Raw genomic sequence first — 20072 nt, 5'->3', positions numbered from 1 at the left:
GGTGAGCTAGCGGCGGGTTAGGTGGTGTGGAGGGCGGGGGCGAGGGTGGTGTGCCAGGCTTCGCGGAGTTGGTCTTCGAACAGGGCCCAGGTGTGGGCGCCGTCGGGGCGCATCGACACTGTCGCCGGCACCCCCGCCGCCTGGAGAGCGTCGACGAAAATGCTGGTGCAGTGGTTGACGAGCGCTTCGACGATCATGCCGCCGAAGGGCGGCACCGCACCGGGTGGGATGCGGTCGACCGGCCCCGGCGCCCCTGTAGAGGCGGAGACGTAGACGGCGGTGCCGCGGAGGCGTTCGACGTTGACGGCGGGGTCGTGTTCACGCCACCCCGGTGCTCCGGGTGGCCCCCACATGTTGAACGGATTGTTGAGCCCGCCCGCGATCATGGCCGACATCCCTGCGGTCGCCAATGGATGCGAGGGCGCGGGGCATCCACTCAGCGATGCTGCCGCGTCGAAGACATCGGGTGCTTGGATCGCCAGATCCAGTGCGGGGCCGCCGGACATCGACAACCCGGCGACCGCGCGGCGGCCGTTGCTGCCGTAGGCGGTGTCGATCGCGGCGGGTAGCTCGCGGGTCAGGTATGTCTGCCACCGGTTGACCCCGAGAACAGGGTCCGGTGTCTGCCAGTCGGTGTAGAAGCTGAATCGTCCGCCGACCGGAAGGATCACGGTGACGTTCTTGTCGGCGAAGAATTCCTCGATACCGGAATTGTTGAGCCAGCCGACACCGTCCTCGTTGCCGAGGGCGCCGTTGAGCAAAATCAACGATGGCGCCCCACCACCTCTACCTGCCCCACCACCTGCGCGGGTGGGGCGGAGGACTTCGTTGACGATGGTGCGGTTCATCGCCGGGGAGAACACCTCGAGGATCTCCCGGGTCCCGGACACCTCACGCCGCTGCACCACCGCGGCGATGTGCTCTGCTGCTGTGCTCGACGACCCCGCCCCCAGCACCTCCCCCAGCTCCCCCAGCCCTGCTGCCGGCTCGAGTGCTAGAGGGACTGCAGGCGCCGAGTATTCGACGAGCGGTGCAGGCGCCGGTACGGGTGCAGGTGCCGGTTTCGCGGCGGCAGGATGCATTCCTGCAGTTGCGAGTACGCCGGTGAGAGCGGCCACGATTAGCACCGCAGCGCCCCTGTGTGGCGCACGGGATGAGCGCATGCTGCTGAGCTGCGCATCGGGACCCGGTGGCCTCGGACTTGCCGTTTGCTTCGGACGTGTTGGTCTCAGGGGCCACATCTGCACCAGGTGAGCATGCCAGGTGTGGTGGTTCGTGTGGTTCACGAACCGGTCACGAAAACATACCGTTCTGTTCGTGTCGCGACGTCTTGGTTGCTGTGTCCGGTTCTACGGTGACAGGTATGACCGTGTCCGCCCACCGACGCCCCTCATCTCCGCCTGCACTCCAGCCCTCTGCAGCGCGGCCCTCTGCAGCTCGTCCGGTCGGGTCTGGCGCCCGCACCGAGCGGGTCGACGGCCACGGTGCGGCCGGGACTGGGGTGGGCACCGAAACCGCCTCCGCCGCTGCTGCTTCTGCGGTATCAGGGCGTGGGGGCGGGGGTGCGTCCGGGTCCGGGCCTGGTTCGGCTCGGTTCGGGTGGCGGTGGATGGTGGGGTCGGTCATTGCGGTGGTGGTGGCGGTGGCGGCGCACGGCTGGTTTCTGGGGTGGCGGGGTGCGTTCGGGTTGTTCGGCAACGGGGTCGACACGATCGTCTACCGTCACGGCGGGCAGATGGTGGCGGACGGGCTGCCGTTGTACGAGTTCGCGTTGTTCGAGGTGGGGTTGCCGTTCACCTATCCCCCGTTCGCGGCGTTGGTGTTCGTGCCGTTGGCGTGGATGAGTGTCGACACTGCGATCGCGGTGATGCAGATCGTCAATGCGGTGTTGGTGTATGCCGCGGTCATGGCGTCGTGGCGGATCCTCGGCTACCGAGGGCCACGGGTGTGGCTGATCAGTGTGGGGGTGGCGGCGGGGGTGTCGTGGCTCGAACCGGTGCGGATGACGATGTGGCTCGGTCAGATCAACCTGCTGCTGTTGGTGCTGGTGTTGTTCGATCTCGCCCGCGCCGACGGTAGCCGTCTGCGCGGTGTCGGGGTGGGGATCGCGGCCGGGCTGAAACTGACCCCCGCTTTCTTCGTGCTGTATCTCCTTGTTCTGCGGCAGTGGCGCAGCGCCGTCACCGCGGCCGCTGTGTTCGCGGTGACCGTGGCCGCGGGTGTGGCCATTCTCCCGAAGGATGCGTGGCGGTTCTTCACCGGTGCGATGAGCGAGTCGGAGCGGATCGGGGCGTTGGCGTCGCCGGCGAATCAGTCCCTGCACGGGGCGTTGGCGCGGGCCTGGCCCGGGCACACCCCGCCGGTGTGGGTGTGGCTGGCCGGCGCCGTGGTGGTCGCAGCAATCGGGTTGTGGGCGGCGCAGCGGGCATATCGGGGCGGAAATCGGTTGTTGGGGTTGACGATCTGCGGTCTGAGCACTCCGATGGTGTCGCCGTTCGCGTGGGGTCATCACTGGGTGTGGTGCATCCCGCTCACCGTCCTCGCGCTCGACTACGCACACCGGCACCGCAGCAGGTGGGCGTGGACGGTCCCGGTGGCGGTGATACTTCCGGTGACCGCATGGTTCTTCACCGACTACCGCGGCATCAAGGCGATCGGCATTTTCATGTTCGAAGGCCCGGCCTGGTTCGACACCGCTGTGCAGCTGGCGTACCCGGCCCTGTTCGCTGCAGTCGTGGCCGCAACTGCCCTGTCCTACCGCGGAGCGTCGAACGCCTGCCGGTGACCGGCGAGCTCGCCGAAGCCGGTCGCACGCGCCGAAGCCGGTCCGTGAGCGTGGGATCGAAAACTCCGAGGGTGTCGGGATGCGGGCTCCGCGGGTATCGGGACCAAACCTAGGTCTGCGGGGCGTCGGCGGAGGTTATGCTGACGTCGCCGTAACGGACCGGCCGGTCTTCCCATACCTGGGTTTACCTCCACGATTGACGTGCGGCGGCTGGTCGCATGTGGTGTATCTGTTCGGTGCTGTATCGGAACGAAAAAGGGGGATCGAGCGATGCCGTATTTCGGTGTGCTGGTCTTGTTGTTGTGGGTGTTCGCGCTGATCGATGTGGTCACTGCCGATGAGGGTGGGGTGCGGTATCTACCGAAGATGGTGTGGTTGCTGCTGGTGATCTTCGTTCCGTTGGCGGGGTCGCTGGTGTGGCTGGTTGCCGGGCGTCCGGTCGGTGGCGGGATCTGGGGCGGCTCCGGCACCGATGTTGGTGTGCGTGGTCGTGGTCAGGGGGTGTCGGCGTTTCCGGAGTACGAGACCCGTCCGGGTCGTCAGCTCGCGCAGAATCCGGAAGCGGATGAGGAGTTTCTGCGGCAGTGCCGAGCGCGTGCGGAAGAGCAGCGCCGTATCGAGCGTGAACGCCGCCGCCGCGACACCCACTGAACCCTCCTCTCCCCTCCTCATTCCGCCCTGTCCGACTACTGACCCCGATCCGAGCGTTGCCCTATCCGATGTGTGTCGTGTCCCGTTCGCAGTGTCCGACAGACGATCACGCGTTCGTTACCGGCCCCGGGCCGTTCCCGACCAGTGGCACCGGCAGCGGTAGCGGCCGGCACCACCACCGTTTTCACTGGTCCGCTGCGGACCTGCTCTGGGCGTGTGCGATCGGGTGTCGGTGGTGTGGGGAGGTCATGGCGGTGAAAATGATCTCGATCGATTCCCGCACCCGCTCGGAGTAGAACTCGGCACCCTCGAGCTGACTGTCGATCGCCGCCGATGCGGGATCGGAATCGTCGATCGTGCTGCGACTGTGCGCGATTGTGTCGGCGAGGGCGGTGTGGGCGAGGGTGGTGTGGGCGTGGCAGTGCCCGGTGACGGCGGCGATGACGGCGCGGCTCAGATGTCCGGCGGTGAACGGTGGCCGTAGTGCGCCGGTGTCCGCGGCGGTGTGGGCGAGGGCGGTGACGGCTGATTCCCAGATGCGGCTGGGTCGCCGGTGCCGGAAGCGGGGTTCGGTGAGCAGGACGGTTTCTGCCTGCAGGATGTAGCGGCTGCGGTAAGCGGCGGTGATGGTATCGACCAGGAGTGCGATCGCAGCCAGGGCCGGGTGACCGGCGAGGGGATGCACCGCCTCGGTGGCCGCAGCAACCACACCGGCACCGATGATTTCGGCGGTGTCGCCCGTGCTGGTGGTGTGGATTGTGGTGGTGGGTTGGTGGGTGGTGATGGTGGTGTAGAGGTCATCGGCGGCGGTGAGGACGGCGTCGGCGAGTTCGGCTTTGCAGCTGAAGTGGAAATACAGTGCACCTTTGGAGCAGCCGACGAGGTCGAGCATGGTGTTCACCGATGCGGCGGTGTAGCCGTGGACGGTGATCTCGTGGGCGGCGGCGGCGACGAGCAGACTGCGGGTGCGGTGCGCGCGGGGTTGCTGCCGCCTCCCGTACGGGGTGCGAGTGTCGGGTTCGCCGACCCAGTCTCGCGCTCGGGCCGGGTTCGAGGCTGCCGCGGTAGCGATATCACCGACCGACACACCGCCTTTTGCCGTTGCGGTTGGTGCGGTCACCGGGAACGCCGCCGACGTCGTCTCCCACCCTCGGCCGGTAGCCGACGCAGACGAGCGCACGCCGGCGGACGCGGGTAGGTCGTGGTGCAGGGCCGGGGCGACGGGCGAGTGCAGTGGTGTGGGGTCGTGGCCGACGGCGTCGAGAACGTCCTGCATCGACCGGATGGTCGGGCGGAGGGCGCGGGCCGCGGCGCCGGGTTCCCAGCCCAGGGCGGTGTCGAGGCGGGCCAGGACGCGGGGGGTGAGTGCGCCGGTGCCGGATTCGATCTTGTACACCGTCGGAGTCGAAGGCCCACCACGGCTAGGGATGTCTGACTTGCGCAGGGCGAGGTCGATGCGGCGGCGGCGGGCGGCGAGTGCGAACCAGTGCGTGTTCGGTACCGCGTCCCCTGTCATCCACCACCCTTCCCTTCACCCGCGGCCCACGTCGACGTTCGTCTTCCGTCCCCCCGGGGTTTGACCGGACCGGATCGGACACACCACGCGTGGGAGTTTCCGCGTGGTGTGTCCGATTATGCCCGGCTGTACCGCGGTCACAGGGAAGTGCGCACGCGGTCGGGTGAAATAGGGGGTGGGTCAGACGATGTAGGCGCCGGTGGCGGCCGACCAGGCGATGGTGCCGTTCAGGAAGGTGCTGTATTTGCTGCCGTCGGGGTTGGTGACCTCAGGACCTTTGGGGAAGGACAGGGAGCTGGCGGGTCCGCCGATCGAGTTGTAGAGGTCGCGGATTTCCCCGCACACGGTGTAGGGGGACGGCCAGTACGCCTGGCAGTCCGCAGCAGCGCTGATGATCGCAGATGATCCAGCGGCGGGTGCGGGTGCGGGTTCGGCGTGTGCGGCGCCGAGTCCGGTGAAGGTCGCAGCGCCGAGGAGGCCGGCGACGACAAGTCCGCGGACACCGGCAGTGAGGGTGGTGGATCTGTTCATGGGCATATACGTCCGTTCGTGTTTCCCGCCAGGAGTGCGCTGGCCGTAGCCGCTCTCCGGGTGGGACTGATGGTTACCTGGTCTTTACCGGTGCCGCACGTGGCACGAGGCATCCGGTAGTGACGGTAGCACCGGTCACGGGTGATGGTCGTGCATCAGGTCAACCCAATTGAGCTTCCCAGCAGCGCCAAATTGGTTGTTATATAGCTTATCTCGTTGCATACCATTCACCCCGTTTGCGTGTCAGCGACCAAATGGGGTCATCGGTATGCTTTTCTCCGACGGAACGAGATAGTAGTCCGTTTGTAAAGATTGTTTCTAATGTTGTTGTTGTGAATCTGTGAGGCGTCAGTGAAGATGCTGTGAGCGGCCCAGTTCGGGGAACCGCATTCTCAAAGAAGGAAATCCATGATGATTTCGTCGAAACCACTGCGTCCACCGCGCAGTCGATCCCGTTCAGCGACGCGGTCGTTGTTCACCGCCGGCACAGTGGCCCTGATGCTGATCTCCGGCACCTCGGCCGCGCTGGCGCAGCCGTCGACCACTCCTGCGCCGACTCCGAGCGCTGCACCCGACTCTGGGCCTTCAGAACTCGCACCGACACCGGTGGATCCATGCGCTACACCGACCACAACAACACCCACCAGCACGACCACTGCACCACCGACTACAACCACCACGGCAGTTCCGACACCGTCGTGCGACACCGCACCCGCAGCTCCGGAGTCCTCGACGACCATCAGAGCGCCGTCCACCACCTCCTCCGAGCCAGCCCCATCCGCCGCCCCAGCCGCGCTGGCACCCGAGGCGGCGGCCCCGTCGCTGGCGCAGGCACCGCTCCCGGCCGAACCCGCTGCCGACGAGCCGGTCGCGCCGACCGACGAGGAACTGTCGTCGAAGACCGCAGAACCCGATCCGGACTGGACACCGACGGAGAACCCGAAGTCCACGGTCACACCCGGTCAGATGCGTTCGGATCGGGAAGAGATCCCAGCCCCGTTCACCAAGGAAGACGCCGACAACGCCGAAACCATGGAAGCCCGCCAGCGCATGTCCCGCGCCGCAGTGGGTTGCCAAACCTACTGGCCCTCCCCTTACGAGGTGTGCGGGGTCATCCGCGACAAATACAACTCCCTCGGCGGGCCAGGAAGCTTCCTGTCCTTCCCGAAAACCAACGAGCTGACCAACCCCGGCAACACCGGCAAGCGCAGCGAATTCCTCAACGGACCCATCTACTGGTCCGCAGCCACCGGCGCCCACCCCGTCGTCAACAGCTTCCTCAACCGCTGGGGTGTCCACAATTATGAGACAGGTTTCCTTGGGTATCCGACTACGGATGAGATTGTGCACTCCGACGCGATAGGACGGCGTCAAGAGTTTCAGAATGGCGCGATCTATGTAGCCTTCCAAAATGCAATTGGCTCAGCTATCGCTAACGGGGCAATTCGCGACAAATGGAACGAACTCGGCGCCCATGCTGGGTGGCTTGGTTATCTTACATCCGATGAATTTACAGTTGGCGTAACTCGATATCATGATTTTGTCAACGGCCGAATTTATATGACTCCTTGGGGCGGCACTGAAGCGGTTCCCAGCATCAGGGGACTGGAAAATCCAGCTGCCTCCGACGATGACTGCACTAGAACTGCGTACGTGGCCGGAGAGTGCGTTGTGAACGGAGGGTTCGAGGATGTCCTCGATACTTTGTCAGACTGCTACTTCGGTATGGGAGGCGGACGCTTTATTCCGGACGATGTTATTGTTCTTGAAATCAAGCACCCCACTGGAAAGTTTCCGACCGTTACGCTGTCATGCGGAAACTACAGGGACCACATAGCCGTCAGACACGATACGTACTTAGACCCCGAAAATTTTCTGATGTGCGCGGCCATAACTCATACGGTTGGTGATTCGTACTCGCGAGTCGCAGATGGGTACAGAGGCGTTCGTTGGACCAACGGCAAAACCGGCACACCTGGCACAGAGGTCTACAATCCTGCAAACAACGAAATCGTAACCATCTATGCAGGCCCCGACGAGGACAACGGTCGAGACTGGGGCGGATGCGCAAACGGCTACATTCAGGACCGGCCGCAACCATGAGAGTAGGCAGTGCTTGAGCAATCTATTCGCACGAGGCGAGCAACGGATCATCGAAACTTTGTTGGTTCAAGAAGTGGTGTCTCTCAACGAGGCGCGTCGACTTCGAACCCCTGGGCCAGCTGATCCCTTTCTCCGTGATGCGGTCGATAATCTGGCAATGGACCTGACCGCGCATAGCTTGGGTGATGCGGGTCCATCTTCGGTGCTGGAGCAGCTTGAGCGATTCGGTTCTGCAGTGGCACAAAGCCTGCAGGAATGTCGGGCGCTGTACCCCGGCAAGATCGGCCAGGCCGTCTTCGATGGCGTCTTAGGAATCACACGAGAAAATCGCGCCGAAAGGCGTTGGTTGATATTGGGGTCCATCGGAGCACCTGCCGCTGACCATCGCGAGGCCGCCATGCACACCTGGGTCCGCGTCCTTGTCGCACGTGTGACTGATGGGCTACTGCATCCCGTGCTGGGGGCCCAACAGATTGCATCTGTCGGGCCCCTGTCCGTCCTGGACGGGTACGATTCGCGGGAAACTCAAGTAAATAGAGCTGCAACCCAATTGTATTTGCACTGGCGAACTGAGGTTGATACCAGAAGTCAGACAGAGCAGAAAATATCTGCTCTCTTCAACTCACTTCACTGGCGAGCATAGTCTGCGACCTGACGGTCACAGCCCGTTCCAGGTCAACGAGGTGCTTGACTACCTTCAACGCCAGTTGGAAGTAAACGAGCAGATCAACCAACAAGTTGTAGCGGCGGTCCGGGTGAAGGCTCGGGCCGCGGCGCCGGGTTCCCAGCCCAGGGCGGTTTCGAGGCGGGCCAGGACGCGGGGGGTGTCCCTATGGTTCCTGTCAAGCTGCGTGAGCTGCGGGCGGTTGGTAAAGGGTCTTGTTCTCGAGCATGGCGAACAGGACGTCGCAGCGGCGTCGAGCGAAACAGATGAGGGCTGCGTTGTGTTTTTTGCTTTCGGCTCGTTTGCGGTCGTAGTAGGCGCGACTGGTGGGGTCGTGCAGTGCGGCGAAGGCCGAAAGGAACAACGCTCGTTTGAGTTTGCGGTTGCCCGATCTTGCAGGGTGCTCACCTCGGATCGAGGTACCGGATCGGTGGGTTACAGGTGCCATGCCGGTGTCCGCGCGGCGGTCGCGTTGCTGATCGCCGGAATCACCGAGGTGTGGGTCGTTACCCAGCCCTCAGAGACTGCAGACTCACCCAGCCAGACGGAGGTTCCAAACATGACTCAGCAAAATGGGCAGTCCGACAATCAGGACACCGAACAGGATGATCAAGACAGCCTGGAGGAACCCACTATCGGCGACGGTGAACCTCAGACCCCCCAGGAGTTCACCCGCGACTCGGAGCCGGATCCGTTCACGGTCGACGATGGACTTCTCGCAACCGATTCAGACGAGCCGACACCTGGATCCGGATGGTTATTCAACGGCTGATCTCGTGAGTTGAACAGGTGCGGTGCATGCTGGATCGTCCAGCATGTACCGCATCTCTTTGATACTGCATCTCCGATTTCTGATTCCTCACAGTCACACCCCGACCCTCTCAGTCACACCTGACGGGTCACACCCAACTGTGAAAGTGCTCTTCCCCGCAATTGAAAAGGCGTCCACCCTCTCGCTTCGCCCCCGACACCGTTGCAGAAGAAAACAAACCAGCAACTGCCCTGTCTACGAAATTCGCTAGAGATGACGATTGGACGCCGACCGGAGGCGATCAGCGAGCTTTCCGCAGCCGAGCACGCTAGCGTGTCTTAAACGATCTTGGTCTCAACCGGTCAACGCATTACCGATCATATCGGTGTTGGTGCGTCGATTACCGCGGGCGTAGTTGCTGCCTGAACCGGGTGGGTGACGTTTCCCTTGGGATCCCGGTTGCTGATGTCTGACGGCTTCGACTGGGTCTGGGCCAGGTTATTGCGTTGCCGCGGATCTGGGTCAGCAGGATGATGGACCTATCAGTCGGTGCAGGTAGGGAGCGGACGTGGAAGATCCACAGGCAGAGGCATACGGGCGGGTGACGAACCCGGAACGGTTCGCCCCGGTGATCGAGGCTGCCGAGAGTGTGGTCGCCGACCTGAATTGCAGGTTCGATGTGATTGTCACCCGCGGTCCCGCGCCGTCGGCGAAGCCGGCGATAGTTGATTTGGTGCAGATCACTCCTGTTCGTGTAGATCAGGCGCCGTTGGCGATCACGTTCACTTCGTTTCCTGGTCTGTATCTCGACGTGGGCGCGTGGACTCACATCGCCCTTCCTGCGTGCGGGTGTGACGCGTGCGAGGAGTCCGCAGAGGACGTCCTGCAGGATTTATCCGAGTATTGCGAGGCGCTGACTGGTGGGCGGCTGTCCGAACGGATCGTCGGCAAATTCCGGCCTACCCTTCAGCACTCTTGGAACGGTGACGGTTGGGGTCGGAGTGGGAGGTTGACACTGACCGCAACACGGGCTGCCGAGCTGCGTGCCGGACCGGTGCAGCCGCCGACGGATGGCAGCTGGCGACCGTGGTCCCTACGCTCCTGAGTGCGCGGTGGACGAGGCCTGGCCGGGTAAGCCGTGATCGAACGAAAGCCGACCGTGACACCCTCGACGCGAGCGTGCAGTACCACGTGCGCGATCGCACCGATTTCCTTGCCGTTCGGAGGGGTTCGTAGTGAACCAGGCCATGCTCGCATCCTGATACACGGTGGCCCACACTTTTGTTGCGCCCGGAAACAACGCTGGTCTCAGCGGGCCGACACATCATCGACTGCAGGTGGTCAGCCCCAAAAGATCGGGTCGCCACTGTGTTCGATGTGGTCGAGCAGGTCTTGCACGTGCGAGCTCGGTTTCAGTGGTGTGTAGCGGTGGAAAGTGAGGTTGCGGTCCCGGTAGTACAAGGTCCACAGCCGTGTCCTGTGTGTGTAGCGCAGACGAGCGATCGGGAACCGTGTCCACTCCGGTCCGAAGTCCTCACGCCACGGTGGTCGGCATTCGCAGATCGTCAGATGACGGTCGTCGACGTCGCATTCGACACGGATCTCGTGGCGCAGATGCGCCGGAACCCTTCCTGTGCAGTATTTCACCACTCGCGCGACGTCGAGTTCGGGAAGTCCGGTGGCAGCCATGATTGTCATCATGCCCACCCGGACAACTGTGGCGGAGTCAGATGGCCCAGAAGGCATCGGATGTGTGTCGCTGCTGCTGGATCGGACTGTTCCAGTTCAATACTCGCCGGAGCCGCCTGTTCAGCCGTTCGGCGATGGCGTCGAGGTCGGGCTGGGTGAACGTGCGCAGGTCCGCGGTCTTGGGCAAATATTGGCGCAGCAGTCCGTTCGTGTTCTCATTGGTTCCACGCTGCCAGGGATGGTGCGGGGCGCAGAAGTAGATCGGCATCGACAGCGCTGCGGTGATGCGTTCGTGCTCGGCCATCTCCCGGCCCCGGTCCCAGGTCAACGTCCGTCTCAAATGTGGTGGCAGCTGCTCGAGGTAGGCGATCAACGCGTCCGCGACAGTGTCGGCGCGGTACCCGTCCGGCAATGCAACGACATGGGTCATGCGGGACTGGCGGTCGACCAGTGTCGCTACCGCCGACGGCCTCGTCCCGAACACGAGGTCCCCTTCCAGATGCCCAACCTCGCTACGATCCTCGGCTTCCGGGCTGCGGTGCTGGATGGAAATCATGTTCCGAATCCGCCCGCGCCCGTGAGAACGTTTCTTGCCCCGCGGCCGGCGAATCGAACGATCGGTGCGCAGTTGATGAAACGTGTTCTTGTCGAATACTTTTCGGCTGGGAGTATAGATGTATCGGTAGATCGTTTCGTGCGAGATCCGCATCTGTGGATGCTCCGGGTACGTACGCTGCAGCCATACGGAGATCTGCTGCGGTGACCATTGCTCGCCGAGCATGTCCACCACCAGCGCCCGCAAAATCGGCCGCTGCATCAACGTCGGAGTTTTCGGGCGGCGTGCTCGCACGTCGGCCGCGAGCTCGGCGTCGCCCGCCCGATACTTCTGCCGGCCGCCGTTTCGAGCTATTTCCCGCGAGATCGTCGACGGAGAACGCCCCAGCTGCTCGGCGATGGTGCGCGCGCTGTCCCCGGCTGCGATCCCGCGAGAGATCTCCTCTCGTTCAGCCACGGTGAGATGGCCCTCGCGGCGTCTGCGTGGAGCAGGCCGAATGCCGCCGTACACCGACAACAACCGTCTGACCTGCATGGAATTCGTCCCCAGAACACGACCGATCTCCCGGGAAGATTCCCCACCCCGATGCATAGCCCAGATCGTGTTCTCGTGTTCGGGCGAGAACCCACACGTACCCCTGATCACCACAACGTTCACCTTCGCATCGTGTCACCTGCACTGATGCGTTGACTCGTTGAGACCAAGATCGTTTTAGACACGCCGAAGATCTTGTCAGTTTCAGAAGTGGGCGTCATGTTTTCCTGGGGTTTCACCTCCGATTGCAGTGGTCTTCTGACATTCTGAGTGCAGAAGTGGACTGCACAATCGGTCACCTGGGTCGGGTGTTCGGAGGCTGCAATGGATGCGGAGAAGTTCGACGTCGTCGAGGCTGGTGTCTTGACCGCGTCGGCCGAGCAGTGGGAGCAGGCACGGGCACGGTTCGCAGTGCTCAACGAGCTGATGAATCGATCCGCGATCGGTACCTCCGCGGTCGAGGATGCAGCGCAACAGTTGAGTGTCTCGCCCCGGCGGGTGTACGCGCTGCTGTCCATACTCCGGAATGGGGAAGGGGCGGTTACCGATCTACTGGTCTCCGCGCCCGCAGGCGGACGTGGACGCTCCCGCGTGCCAGACGAGGTGGAAGACGTGATCACCGAGCACATCAACCGTGAATTCCTGGCTCGTCAGAAACTCAGTGTCGCTGCACTACATCGTCGTATCGCGCAGGCCTGTCACCGCGCCGGACTCCCGATCCCAGCCCGCAACACAGTCAATGCCCGGATCGCAGCAATGCACCCGGGCCGTGTCGCACGCTCACGTGGCGGACCGGACGCCGCCAGGTCGCGGCAATCCGCGGGCGATGTCCCGCCGCCGGTGACGGCCGTTCTCCAGCAAGTACAGATCGATCACACCGTGGTCGATCTGATGATCGTCGACGAATACGACCGGGCGCCGATCGGACGTCCTTATCTCACGATTGCCATCGATGTCCTCAGCCGCTGCATACCTGGGTTCGTGGTAACTCTCGATCCGCCGTCCGCAGTGTCGGTCGGGTTGTGTCTGGGCCGGGTGTGCTCGGACAAAAGCGTATGGATCGACTCTCTGGGCCTCGGCGCGGATGTGCGGTGGCCGATGGCCGGAAAGCCGCACCGCCTGTACATCGACAACGCTTCCGAGTTCAAAAGTGAAGCGCTCCAGCGCGGTTGCGAGCAACACGGCATCGACCTCGGCTACCGCCCACCCGGCAGGCCGCATTACGGCGGGATCGTCGAACGCATCATCGGCACCGTCATGACCCAGGTCCACGAACTCCCCGGCACCACATTCTCGAACCCAACTCAGCGGGGCAGCTACGACTCGGATAGTAAGGCGGCGTTGACGTTACGAGAACTGGAACGCTGGCTGGTCCTGGCGGTCGCGGCGTATCACGCAGAGGTGCACACCGGCCTCCGGCAGAGCCCGGCTGCGCGGTGGACCAGCAGCACCGACGCTGACAGTGCTCTGGCGAGCTCGACGGTGGTGGACGAGACCGCATTCCTGGTGGACTTCCTTCCCGTCATCCGCCGTCGCCTCACGCGGACGGGGTTCGTCATCGACCACATCCAGTACTTCGCGAACGCTCTGAAACCGTGGATCGCCCGACGAGAGACCCTGGGCCAGTTTGTGATCCGCCGGGACCCACGAGATCTGAGCAGGGTGTGGGTCCTGGACCCCGACAGCGGCGGCGGATACATCGAGGTGCCGTATCGAACGATGTCACATCCAGCGGTGACCTTGTGGGAACATCGCGCAGCAGTGACACGACTGCGCGAACACGGCCGAGCACATATCGACGAACACGCCTTGTTCTCGATGATCGACAAGATGCGAGAGATCGCAACATCGGCGCAGAAGGACACCAGACGGGCTCGACGTAACCGCAGTCGTCGTGCGCACCTGAGCAGCGTCGTGACATCACCGAACGCGATGGGCCCGCCCGAGCTTGGCCCAGGCACCGACGACGTGTCGGTTCCGATCTTCGACGACATCGAAGAATGGTGAAACGGTGAACAACGACCCCCGAATCACGCCCGCAGGCGACGGCGACGACCGTAGCTGCCAAGACATCGACCCCGGTAGTGCGGACCTCAACCATCTGCGCAGTTCGGTCAGACCGATCGCGGTTCTCCCTGCCGCGCAACGCATCAGGCACATTCGCACGGAACGGTGGATCGGGTATCCGCGTGCACGGTCGGTGATCGAGCACCTCGAGACGTTGCTGGGGTGGCCGGATCGGCAACGAATGCCGAACCTGCTTCTGATCGGACCGACGAACAACGGCAAGTCGATGATCATCGAGAAGTTCCGGCGTGCGCACCCTGCGGTCACCTTGCCCGACCGTGAGCAGATACCGGTGCTGTGTATGCAGATGCCCCCGGACCCAGCACCCGGACGGTTCTACCTGGCGATGCTCGCGGCACTCGGAACGCCGATGCGCCCGCGAAGCCGCGTTCACGAACTCGAACAGCAAGCGGTTACGCTGCTGCGAGCGACCGGGGTGCGGATGCTGATCATCGACGAGCTCCACAATGTTCTTGCCGGCCGCGACAACGTGCGCCGAGAATTTCTGAACCTGTTGCGGTTTCTTGGCAACGAGCTGCGGATCCCTCTCGTCGGAGTCGGTACCCGAGAGGCGTACCTCGCTATCCGCAGCGATGGGCAGTTGGAGAACCGTTTTCACCCCATGACGCTGCCGATCTGGACCAACGACACCGACACCCGCTCCCTGCTGGCGAGTTTCACCGCCAGCTTCCCATTGCGTGCGCCCTCGCATCTGACATCGGCGGAGATGACCGACTACCTCCTCACCCGGTGTGAGGGCACCATCGGCGAACTGGCCACGCTGTTGACCGCGGCCGCAGTGACCGCATTAGAGGCCGGAGAGGAAGCGATCACCTCACAGGTGTTGACGCAGACCGTCTACTCCGGGCCTACCGAACGCCGCCGCCACTTCGAGCGGCACCTGGCATGACAATTCCATCCGATGCCCCTGCAGCGCACACAGCGCTCGCCCACAGTGCGTATCCGCGGTGGCCCCTTCACCCGCAACCACTACCTGGTGAGACTCTGATGTCGTGGCTGGCCCGGACCAGCGCACTGTATTCGTCGATCAATACAGCGGACCTTCTCGACGGGCTCGGCTTCGAGAGTCCGGGCGTGGACCTGGACCGCTACACACCCGAGCCGGTGCTGGACGCCCTCGCCCAGAGGAGCACCTGTGCGGCGGAACGGCTGCGTGAGATGACGCTAGCGGGGTGCACGCCCTGGCTCCTCGACAGCACCGACCCCGCCGAATGTGACTTCGACACCTACGCCCATCAGTTCTCTGTCCTACTACCGGCGGGTCTGGCGATGGCAGATCGACGTCGACGCGCACCGCCCGCCGGCATGTGGCTTCCCTGGGTGAGCAAGCTCGATACGCGGGCATGTCCCTTGTGTATCGACGACCTCGACACAGACGCCGATATCGCGGTCATGATGGCTCATCAGTACCCGATGCTGACCAGCTGCACGAAACATCACTGTCGACTGGAATTCTGCAGTGTCGTACCCGGCAGGCTGGTCTTCTGGGAGAGGACACCAGCAGGCTCGGACGATCACGCATCACCGATACCGGTACCGGCAGTCGTCGCAGAAATCGACCGGCGCACCGCCGCCGCATTGACGAGCGGGTCGGTCGAGCTCGGCGCGGGCCGTGTTCATGCCGCAGTGTGGTTCAGGCTGCTGCGTACCGTCGTCGACGAGGTATCGACGCCGCTGGTCCGCACCGGATGGTGGGCGAAGCCACTGAGCGCGATCTGGAAGTCCACCGGCCATTCTCGCCCGCTCCGGACATCATGGGTTCCGTTCGAGCAACTGCGGTGGGACGAGCAAGCGAAGGTTTTGTTTGCCGCCGCGACCGCGATCATCGCGGTGGAGAACGATGAGATGGCCGCGAGCGGTGCTGATGCCTGCTTGCTGCGGCCGCGACGGTACGAGCCGGTCGATCCGGGGACCGCTCCGACAAGGTCTCGCAGTCCGGTACCCGCCCGCAGCGCTTGGGACGGTGTGATTGCGGCGATCGATGCCGCTGTCGCCGCCGCCCGCGTCGACAGCGACGCCGCCCGATCTCTGTTCGGATTGGCGAGAACGGGTTGCCGCACCGAAGAAGACATCGATGAGCTGGCCTATGCCTTCGTCGAGCTCGGCATCCGACTGGACTGGGACTGAAGCGCGCATGATCACCCCACGTTTTTCTACGCCCGCTTTTACGCGGGCATCAATCGCCTCCTGTAGTCACCCACGGTCTGTGTGCGGTGACCGACGAGAATTTCCGTTCCCGCACCGTCTTCGTCTAAATCCCTGCTCAGCGCGTTTCAACTCGAAAGAGCTGTCGGGGGTGCTCGCTACAGTCCCTGTCATGGCAGATCGGCAGCTAGGTGAGGTCCTGGACACGGATTCAGTCGTCCCGGTGAGGAGTGCGGAGGTGTTTCCGGACCTGTCGGGCGAGGTCGCCGCTCGGATCGAACGGTCGATGGCGTCGGCACGGTCCGGTGCTACCCGCCGCGCCTACGATTCGGCGTGGCGACGCTTCGAGACCTGGTGCACCGTCGCCGGGCACCACGCGTTGCCGGCGCATCCCGCTACGGTGGCGGCCTATCTCGTTGCGGCTGCCGACACGCTCACCGTCGACGGGACGCGGGCGTATGCGCCGTCGACGTTCGGCAAATGGATCGCGGCGGTCGCGGACCGCCACCGCGCTACCGGCTACGACAACCCGTGCGGGCACGAGATGGTGCGCGCCACTCTCTCGGGTATTCGGCGGGATTACGCGTCTGCGGGGGAGCGGCCCCGTAACCCGCGCGCACCGCTGCTGACCTCCGACATCACTACGATCGTCGATTACGCGCGTCGAGGTGGGGCCGGGTGGGCGTCGGAGGTCCTCGAACGCCGCGACACTGCGCTGCTCCTGATGGGCTACACCGGCGCATTCCGCCGCAGCGAACTCGTAGCGCTCGAATGCCGCGATGTCCACCGCGACCGCCTCGACGGCGCGCACGTACGTATCCGCAAATCGAAGACCGACCAGGACGGCACCGGAACCGTGAAAGCACTCCCGTTCACCGACCGCCACGAGTCATGTCCGGTCTGCGCGTGGGTGCGATGGCTGCAGATCGTCGCAGCGTTCGACACCGGCGGCAGAGTTGCTGTCATCCGAATACTTTCCCGCGCAGTGGAATTCGACTCCCATATCTGCCGCGGCACCCTTCCTGTAGTCGAGAAACGGTCCCCTCTGTTTCGGTCCGTCCGCAAGAACGGCAACCTCTCCGACACAGCCCTGTCCGGAGCCGCGGTGCACGCGGCGATCCGCCGCCGCGCTACTCGAGCTGGATACGGCCCCGACACCGTCGCCCAGCTCGGCGGGCATTCCCTCCGTTCCGGCTTCGTCACGCAGGCCTTCCGCAACGGTGCCGACGCGCATGCGATCATGCGCCAAACCGGGCACACCACACCCGCAATGGTCGAAACATACGCTCACGAGAATGCGCCACTGGTCGGCAACGCCGTCACCGAGCTCGGCCTATGACCAGGCACCCGACCGAACCAGTGAGCGGCGACGGGACGACAGGGGTAGATGCTGACCACGACGACCGCCCTTGTCCGATACGTGCATCGGACATCACGAACACGTCGATACCGAGGCGGGATCGGCACACGTGGTCACTGTTCGAGGACTGGTGCACCGCCCATGGCGAACCCCCATTGGCGGCCTCTCCTGAGTCACTTGCTCGGTTCCTGTATGCGCACCCCGCCGCGCCGACGACCCAACGCCGCCGGATCGCGGTGATCGACTCCGCTCATCATCGGCATCTATTACCTCCTCCAGGGCGCGCTGAGACCGTCCGGGCTGCGCTGGATGGGGCCCGCACGTCGCGCCTGCAGGAGGTGGCAGCCGTGATCGGCGGAATCATCGCCCGACTCCCCGAATACGGTTGGCCGTCAGCGTTGTTCGCGCGCAGAGACGCGCTGATCCTCACGCTCGCTACGACAGGTCTGCCGTACACGCAGATCGCGGCCCTGCGGGCATGCGATGTCACCGCCGATGCGGGTCTCGACGCCCTTCGCATCGAGACAGGCCGCGGCGTTCATACCCTCACCTCCCTCGCGCTGGCGGGGACGGGCATTTCTCCGCGCACGGTGTACCAGCGCTGGTGTGAGGTGCTCGGCCATCAGGCCCGGTATCCGAGCACCCGAATGCTCGCCGACGCTTTCGATGCCGTGGACGGCACCGGGCTCGGCGGATACGACCGGTATTTCGACCCGGCCGGTCAACATCCGCTGTCGACTGCGATCGACCGGTGGGGCCACACCCCGTTGGCTGCGACCCCGCTGACCGCCCGTGCGGTAGCGGGCATCGTGCGAATGCACTGGGACGGAAGGGCACCCACCCACCTGCAGCCCACTGCGCGGTCACAACATCCGGAGCAGATCGCGGCACCGGATCCAGTACCGCGGGTTCTACTCGACCCCGGCTACTACGAACGCGGAACGCTTGCGCGTAGACACGCCCACGGTCTTCTCGACGACGTGGACTCTGTCCTGGCCGATGTCGAAACCCGCGCGGACAGCCTGTTGGAAGCTCTCGTCGACTTTCTCGAATCGGAGACCGCACGCGTGCCGGCCGACACCGTCGAGTGACTAGTGGTTGGTACTCGGGTTTGCACACACTCTTCTTCTCACGGCAGGGAGGCGGTGACGTCTCAGAAATCTCCGAGATGAAGATCGATCAGGCCGCGAACGAACGAGGCATCGATCTCGACCCCGTTCTGCGGGGTCTACGTCGAATCCGGGTCGTCTGAGAGTCGGGGATTTCGGAAATCTTTCGGAGAGCGTCCGGTCCAGCGTTTGAAGGCGTGAGAGAAGTTGGCGAGGTCGCTGTATCCGAGTTCGGTAGCGATCTCGCTGACCGAAACCGATCGGTCGAGGAGCCGTAGCATCGCGCGCTCGTACAGCAGCGAGTGGCGCACCTTGCTATAGGTGGTTCCTTCTTCGGCAAGCCGCCGTTTCAACGTGCTACTCGACATCGACAATGCTTGTGCAACATCATGGTTGGTTCGCTGTCCGAGGTCCTTTTCCAACTGTTGCCTCACCTTCTCGGCGGATGACATGGACCCACTCCGCTGGGCGAGTGTTCGCTGCAGATCAGCGATAGCGAGACGATATGCGAGGGGGTCCGAGAAGCGACAAGCCTTGTTGAGGGTCTCCTCGGGTACGTGGACGAAGGAAATCGGAGCGTCGAAGAACCGGCGATTCGCCCCCGGACCTTCGTCGTGGCTCACCTCGGCCGGCTCCGGCCAGCTCAGATGGAGTGTCACCGGCGATATGTCACCGGCGAGCATGTCCAGCAGTCGTAGTAACGCCGACCCACCGTAGGTGATGACCAAGCAGTCCAGTGCGGAATCGCCTGTGTGCGCAGTGAGCCCGACGATCAGACCGTAGTCGCCGGTGTGGAACTGCGACTTCAACGCCGTGGAGATCAATGGTAGGTATGTCAGGAGATCGACGATCTCGGCGACCGAACCAGCGCTGATCAAAGGTGAACTCAGAGGCCCGAACGATGTCAACTGGGCCTGCTCGGCAAACGCAAATCCGAGTCGAGTGGCCTGGGCGATATCGAGTTCGGGATAGACCTCCCGAAACCACCGTATCGGTGCCTGAACGTCATGCTGAATGAGCGTCGCTTCACTGGTTCCTTCGCGGTGCATGATCACACGAAGCCGCGCGGCGGCGTCAGGGTCGAGTGCGCGGCGTTCGAGCAACTGAACGAACGCAAGCGGTGGCACGCCCTCGTCGCTCAGCTTCACGGTGACCCCTTTGACCCGAATTCACAAGTTTATGACTCCACCGAACATAGCCGTCACCCGCGTTTGCGACGACACTTTCGTCAATCACGCCGGAAAACGAGGAGTTGACATGGCAGCTGTAATTTTCGTCGCCCACGATGGTGAGAAGCACGAGGCGGCTCTGGTCGAAGGTCGCTCGCTGATGCAGATTGCAACCGACAATGCTGTGCCGGGGATCGATGGAGACTGTGGGGGCGAAACGGCCTGTGGCACCTGCCATGTGATCGTCGACCCGCAGTGGTCAGGAGAGGTGGGTCTGTCCGGCGCCGACGAGGAGGAGATGCTGGCGATGAACCCCGAGCGTGAACCCACGTCTCGGTTGTCGTGCCAGATGGTGGCCTCGGAAGCGTGGGATGGCCTGATCGTTCGAACACCTGAATTCCAATTGTGATGTGCGAAAGGC

General features: G+C 63.7%; 19 protein-coding genes and 1 pseudogene. 12 read left to right on the top strand and 8 right to left on the bottom strand.

Annotation, left to right across the window (positions count from 1 at the left end):
* Positions 1-17: 17 nt before the first annotated feature.
* On the bottom strand, positions 18-1118 hold the full coding sequence (locus BH95_RS00360; protein ID WP_244164736.1) for an alpha/beta hydrolase: 1101 nt from the start codon (positions 1116-1118) through the stop codon (positions 18-20).
* Between the two features lie 491 nt (positions 1119-1609).
* Between BH95_RS00360 and BH95_RS00355 the strand changes: the two genes are divergently transcribed.
* Positions 1610-2785, top strand: coding sequence for a glycosyltransferase 87 family protein (locus BH95_RS00355; RefSeq protein ID WP_037180501.1), 1176 nt, complete (start codon positions 1610-1612; stop codon positions 2783-2785).
* A gap of 270 nt (positions 2786-3055) precedes the next feature.
* Positions 3056-3436 (top strand): PLD nuclease N-terminal domain-containing protein, encoded by a 381-nt coding sequence (locus tag BH95_RS00350; protein ID WP_037180499.1) that lies wholly within the window; start codon positions 3056-3058, stop codon positions 3434-3436.
* A 184-nt stretch (positions 3437-3620) separates the two neighbouring features.
* Here BH95_RS00350 and BH95_RS28525 read toward each other — a convergent pair whose 3' ends face one another.
* The 3 genes from BH95_RS28525 to BH95_RS27700 form a co-directional block, all read right to left on the bottom strand.
* Positions 3621-4952: a TetR family transcriptional regulator gene (locus BH95_RS28525; RefSeq protein ID WP_052059920.1), complete on the bottom strand. Its 1332-nt coding sequence runs from the start codon at positions 4950-4952 to the stop codon at positions 3621-3623.
* Between the two features lie 180 nt (positions 4953-5132).
* A complete protein-coding gene (locus tag BH95_RS28105) occupies positions 5133-5483 on the bottom strand; it encodes an LGFP repeat-containing protein (protein WP_080737919.1) in 351 nt (116 codons plus the stop codon).
* A 392-nt stretch (positions 5484-5875) separates the two neighbouring features.
* Positions 5876-6439, bottom strand: coding sequence for a hypothetical protein (locus tag BH95_RS27700; RefSeq protein ID WP_052059919.1), 564 nt, complete (start codon positions 6437-6439; stop codon positions 5876-5878).
* A 10-nt stretch (positions 6440-6449) separates the two neighbouring features.
* On the opposite strand from BH95_RS27700, the gene BH95_RS27695 reads away from it, so the two are divergent.
* Positions 6450-7586, top strand: coding sequence for an LGFP repeat-containing protein (locus tag BH95_RS27695; RefSeq protein WP_052059918.1), 1137 nt, complete (start codon positions 6450-6452; stop codon positions 7584-7586).
* Between the two features lie 13 nt (positions 7587-7599).
* Complete coding sequence (locus BH95_RS28640) at positions 7600-8229, top strand: hypothetical protein (RefSeq protein ID WP_157773012.1); 630 nt, start codon at positions 7600-7602, stop codon at positions 8227-8229.
* A 199-nt stretch (positions 8230-8428) separates the two neighbouring features.
* Here BH95_RS28640 and BH95_RS00330 read toward each other — a convergent pair.
* Positions 8429-8710, bottom strand: a pseudogene (locus BH95_RS00330) (transposase); the annotation flags it as partial.
* 99 nt (positions 8711-8809) lie between these two features.
* Here BH95_RS00330 and BH95_RS29205 point away from each other — a divergent pair.
* Together BH95_RS29205 and BH95_RS29935 are read left to right on the top strand one after the other, a co-directional pair.
* A complete protein-coding gene (locus BH95_RS29205; RefSeq protein WP_080737918.1) occupies positions 8810-9022 on the top strand; it encodes a hypothetical protein in 213 nt (70 codons plus the stop codon).
* Positions 9023-9569: 547 nt separating this feature from the next.
* Positions 9570-10106, top strand: a complete 537-nt coding sequence (locus tag BH95_RS29935) for a DUF6226 family protein (protein WP_052059917.1) — start codon at positions 9570-9572, stop codon at positions 10104-10106.
* A gap of 236 nt (positions 10107-10342) precedes the next feature.
* Here BH95_RS29935 and BH95_RS00315 read toward each other — a convergent pair whose 3' ends face one another.
* Positions 10343-10690, bottom strand: coding sequence for a DUF3024 domain-containing protein (locus BH95_RS00315; RefSeq protein WP_037180569.1), 348 nt, complete (start codon positions 10688-10690; stop codon positions 10343-10345).
* Positions 10691-10727: 37 nt separating this feature from the next.
* Positions 10728-11837, bottom strand: coding sequence for an IS30 family transposase (locus tag BH95_RS00310; protein WP_080737917.1), 1110 nt, complete (start codon positions 11835-11837; stop codon positions 10728-10730).
* A gap of 267 nt (positions 11838-12104) precedes the next feature.
* On the opposite strand from BH95_RS00310, the gene BH95_RS00305 reads away from it, so the two are divergent.
* The 5 genes from BH95_RS00305 (at position 12105) to BH95_RS00285 (ending at position 18464) form a co-directional block, all read left to right on the top strand.
* Positions 12105-13787 carry a Mu transposase C-terminal domain-containing protein gene (locus tag BH95_RS00305; RefSeq protein ID WP_032389201.1) on the top strand — a complete coding sequence of 561 codons (1683 nt, stop codon included), beginning with the start codon at positions 12105-12107 and terminating at the stop codon, positions 13785-13787.
* A 4-nt stretch (positions 13788-13791) separates the two neighbouring features.
* Positions 13792-14757, top strand: coding sequence for a TniB family NTP-binding protein (locus BH95_RS00300; protein ID WP_230074848.1), 966 nt, complete (start codon positions 13792-13794; stop codon positions 14755-14757).
* Positions 14754-15995, top strand: coding sequence for a TniQ family protein (locus BH95_RS00295; protein ID WP_052059915.1), 1242 nt, complete (start codon positions 14754-14756; stop codon positions 15993-15995). The genes BH95_RS00300 and BH95_RS00295 overlap by 4 nt, the downstream gene beginning before the upstream one ends.
* A 190-nt stretch (positions 15996-16185) precedes the next feature.
* Entirely contained in the window at positions 16186-17352 is a 1167-nt protein-coding gene (locus BH95_RS00290; protein ID WP_032364181.1) for a site-specific integrase, read from the top strand.
* Between the two features lie 368 nt (positions 17353-17720).
* Entirely contained in the window at positions 17721-18464 is a 744-nt protein-coding gene (locus BH95_RS00285; protein WP_230591063.1) for a recombinase, read from the top strand.
* A 137-nt stretch (positions 18465-18601) separates the two neighbouring features.
* Here BH95_RS00285 and BH95_RS00280 read toward each other — a convergent pair whose 3' ends face one another.
* Positions 18602-19630 carry a helix-turn-helix domain-containing protein gene (locus BH95_RS00280; protein WP_052047647.1) on the bottom strand — a complete coding sequence of 343 codons (1029 nt, stop codon included), beginning with the start codon at positions 19628-19630 and terminating at the stop codon, positions 18602-18604.
* A gap of 109 nt (positions 19631-19739) precedes the next feature.
* Here BH95_RS00280 and BH95_RS00275 point away from each other — a divergent pair, with 109 nt between their 5' ends.
* The gene (locus tag BH95_RS00275) at positions 19740-20060 is read left to right on the top strand and encodes a 2Fe-2S iron-sulfur cluster-binding protein (protein WP_024793405.1); all 321 of its coding nucleotides are present in this window, start codon (positions 19740-19742) and stop codon (positions 20058-20060) included.
* Positions 20061-20072 lie beyond the last annotated feature (12 nt).

The sequence above is a fragment of the Rhodococcoides fascians A44A genome, assembly GCF_000760735.1.
In the GTDB taxonomy this organism is placed as follows: domain Bacteria; phylum Actinomycetota; class Actinomycetes; order Mycobacteriales; family Mycobacteriaceae; genus Rhodococcoides; species Rhodococcoides fascians_E.
Note: the sequence above shows the minus strand (reverse complement) of the source record. Positions and strands in the feature narration are given on the sequence as shown.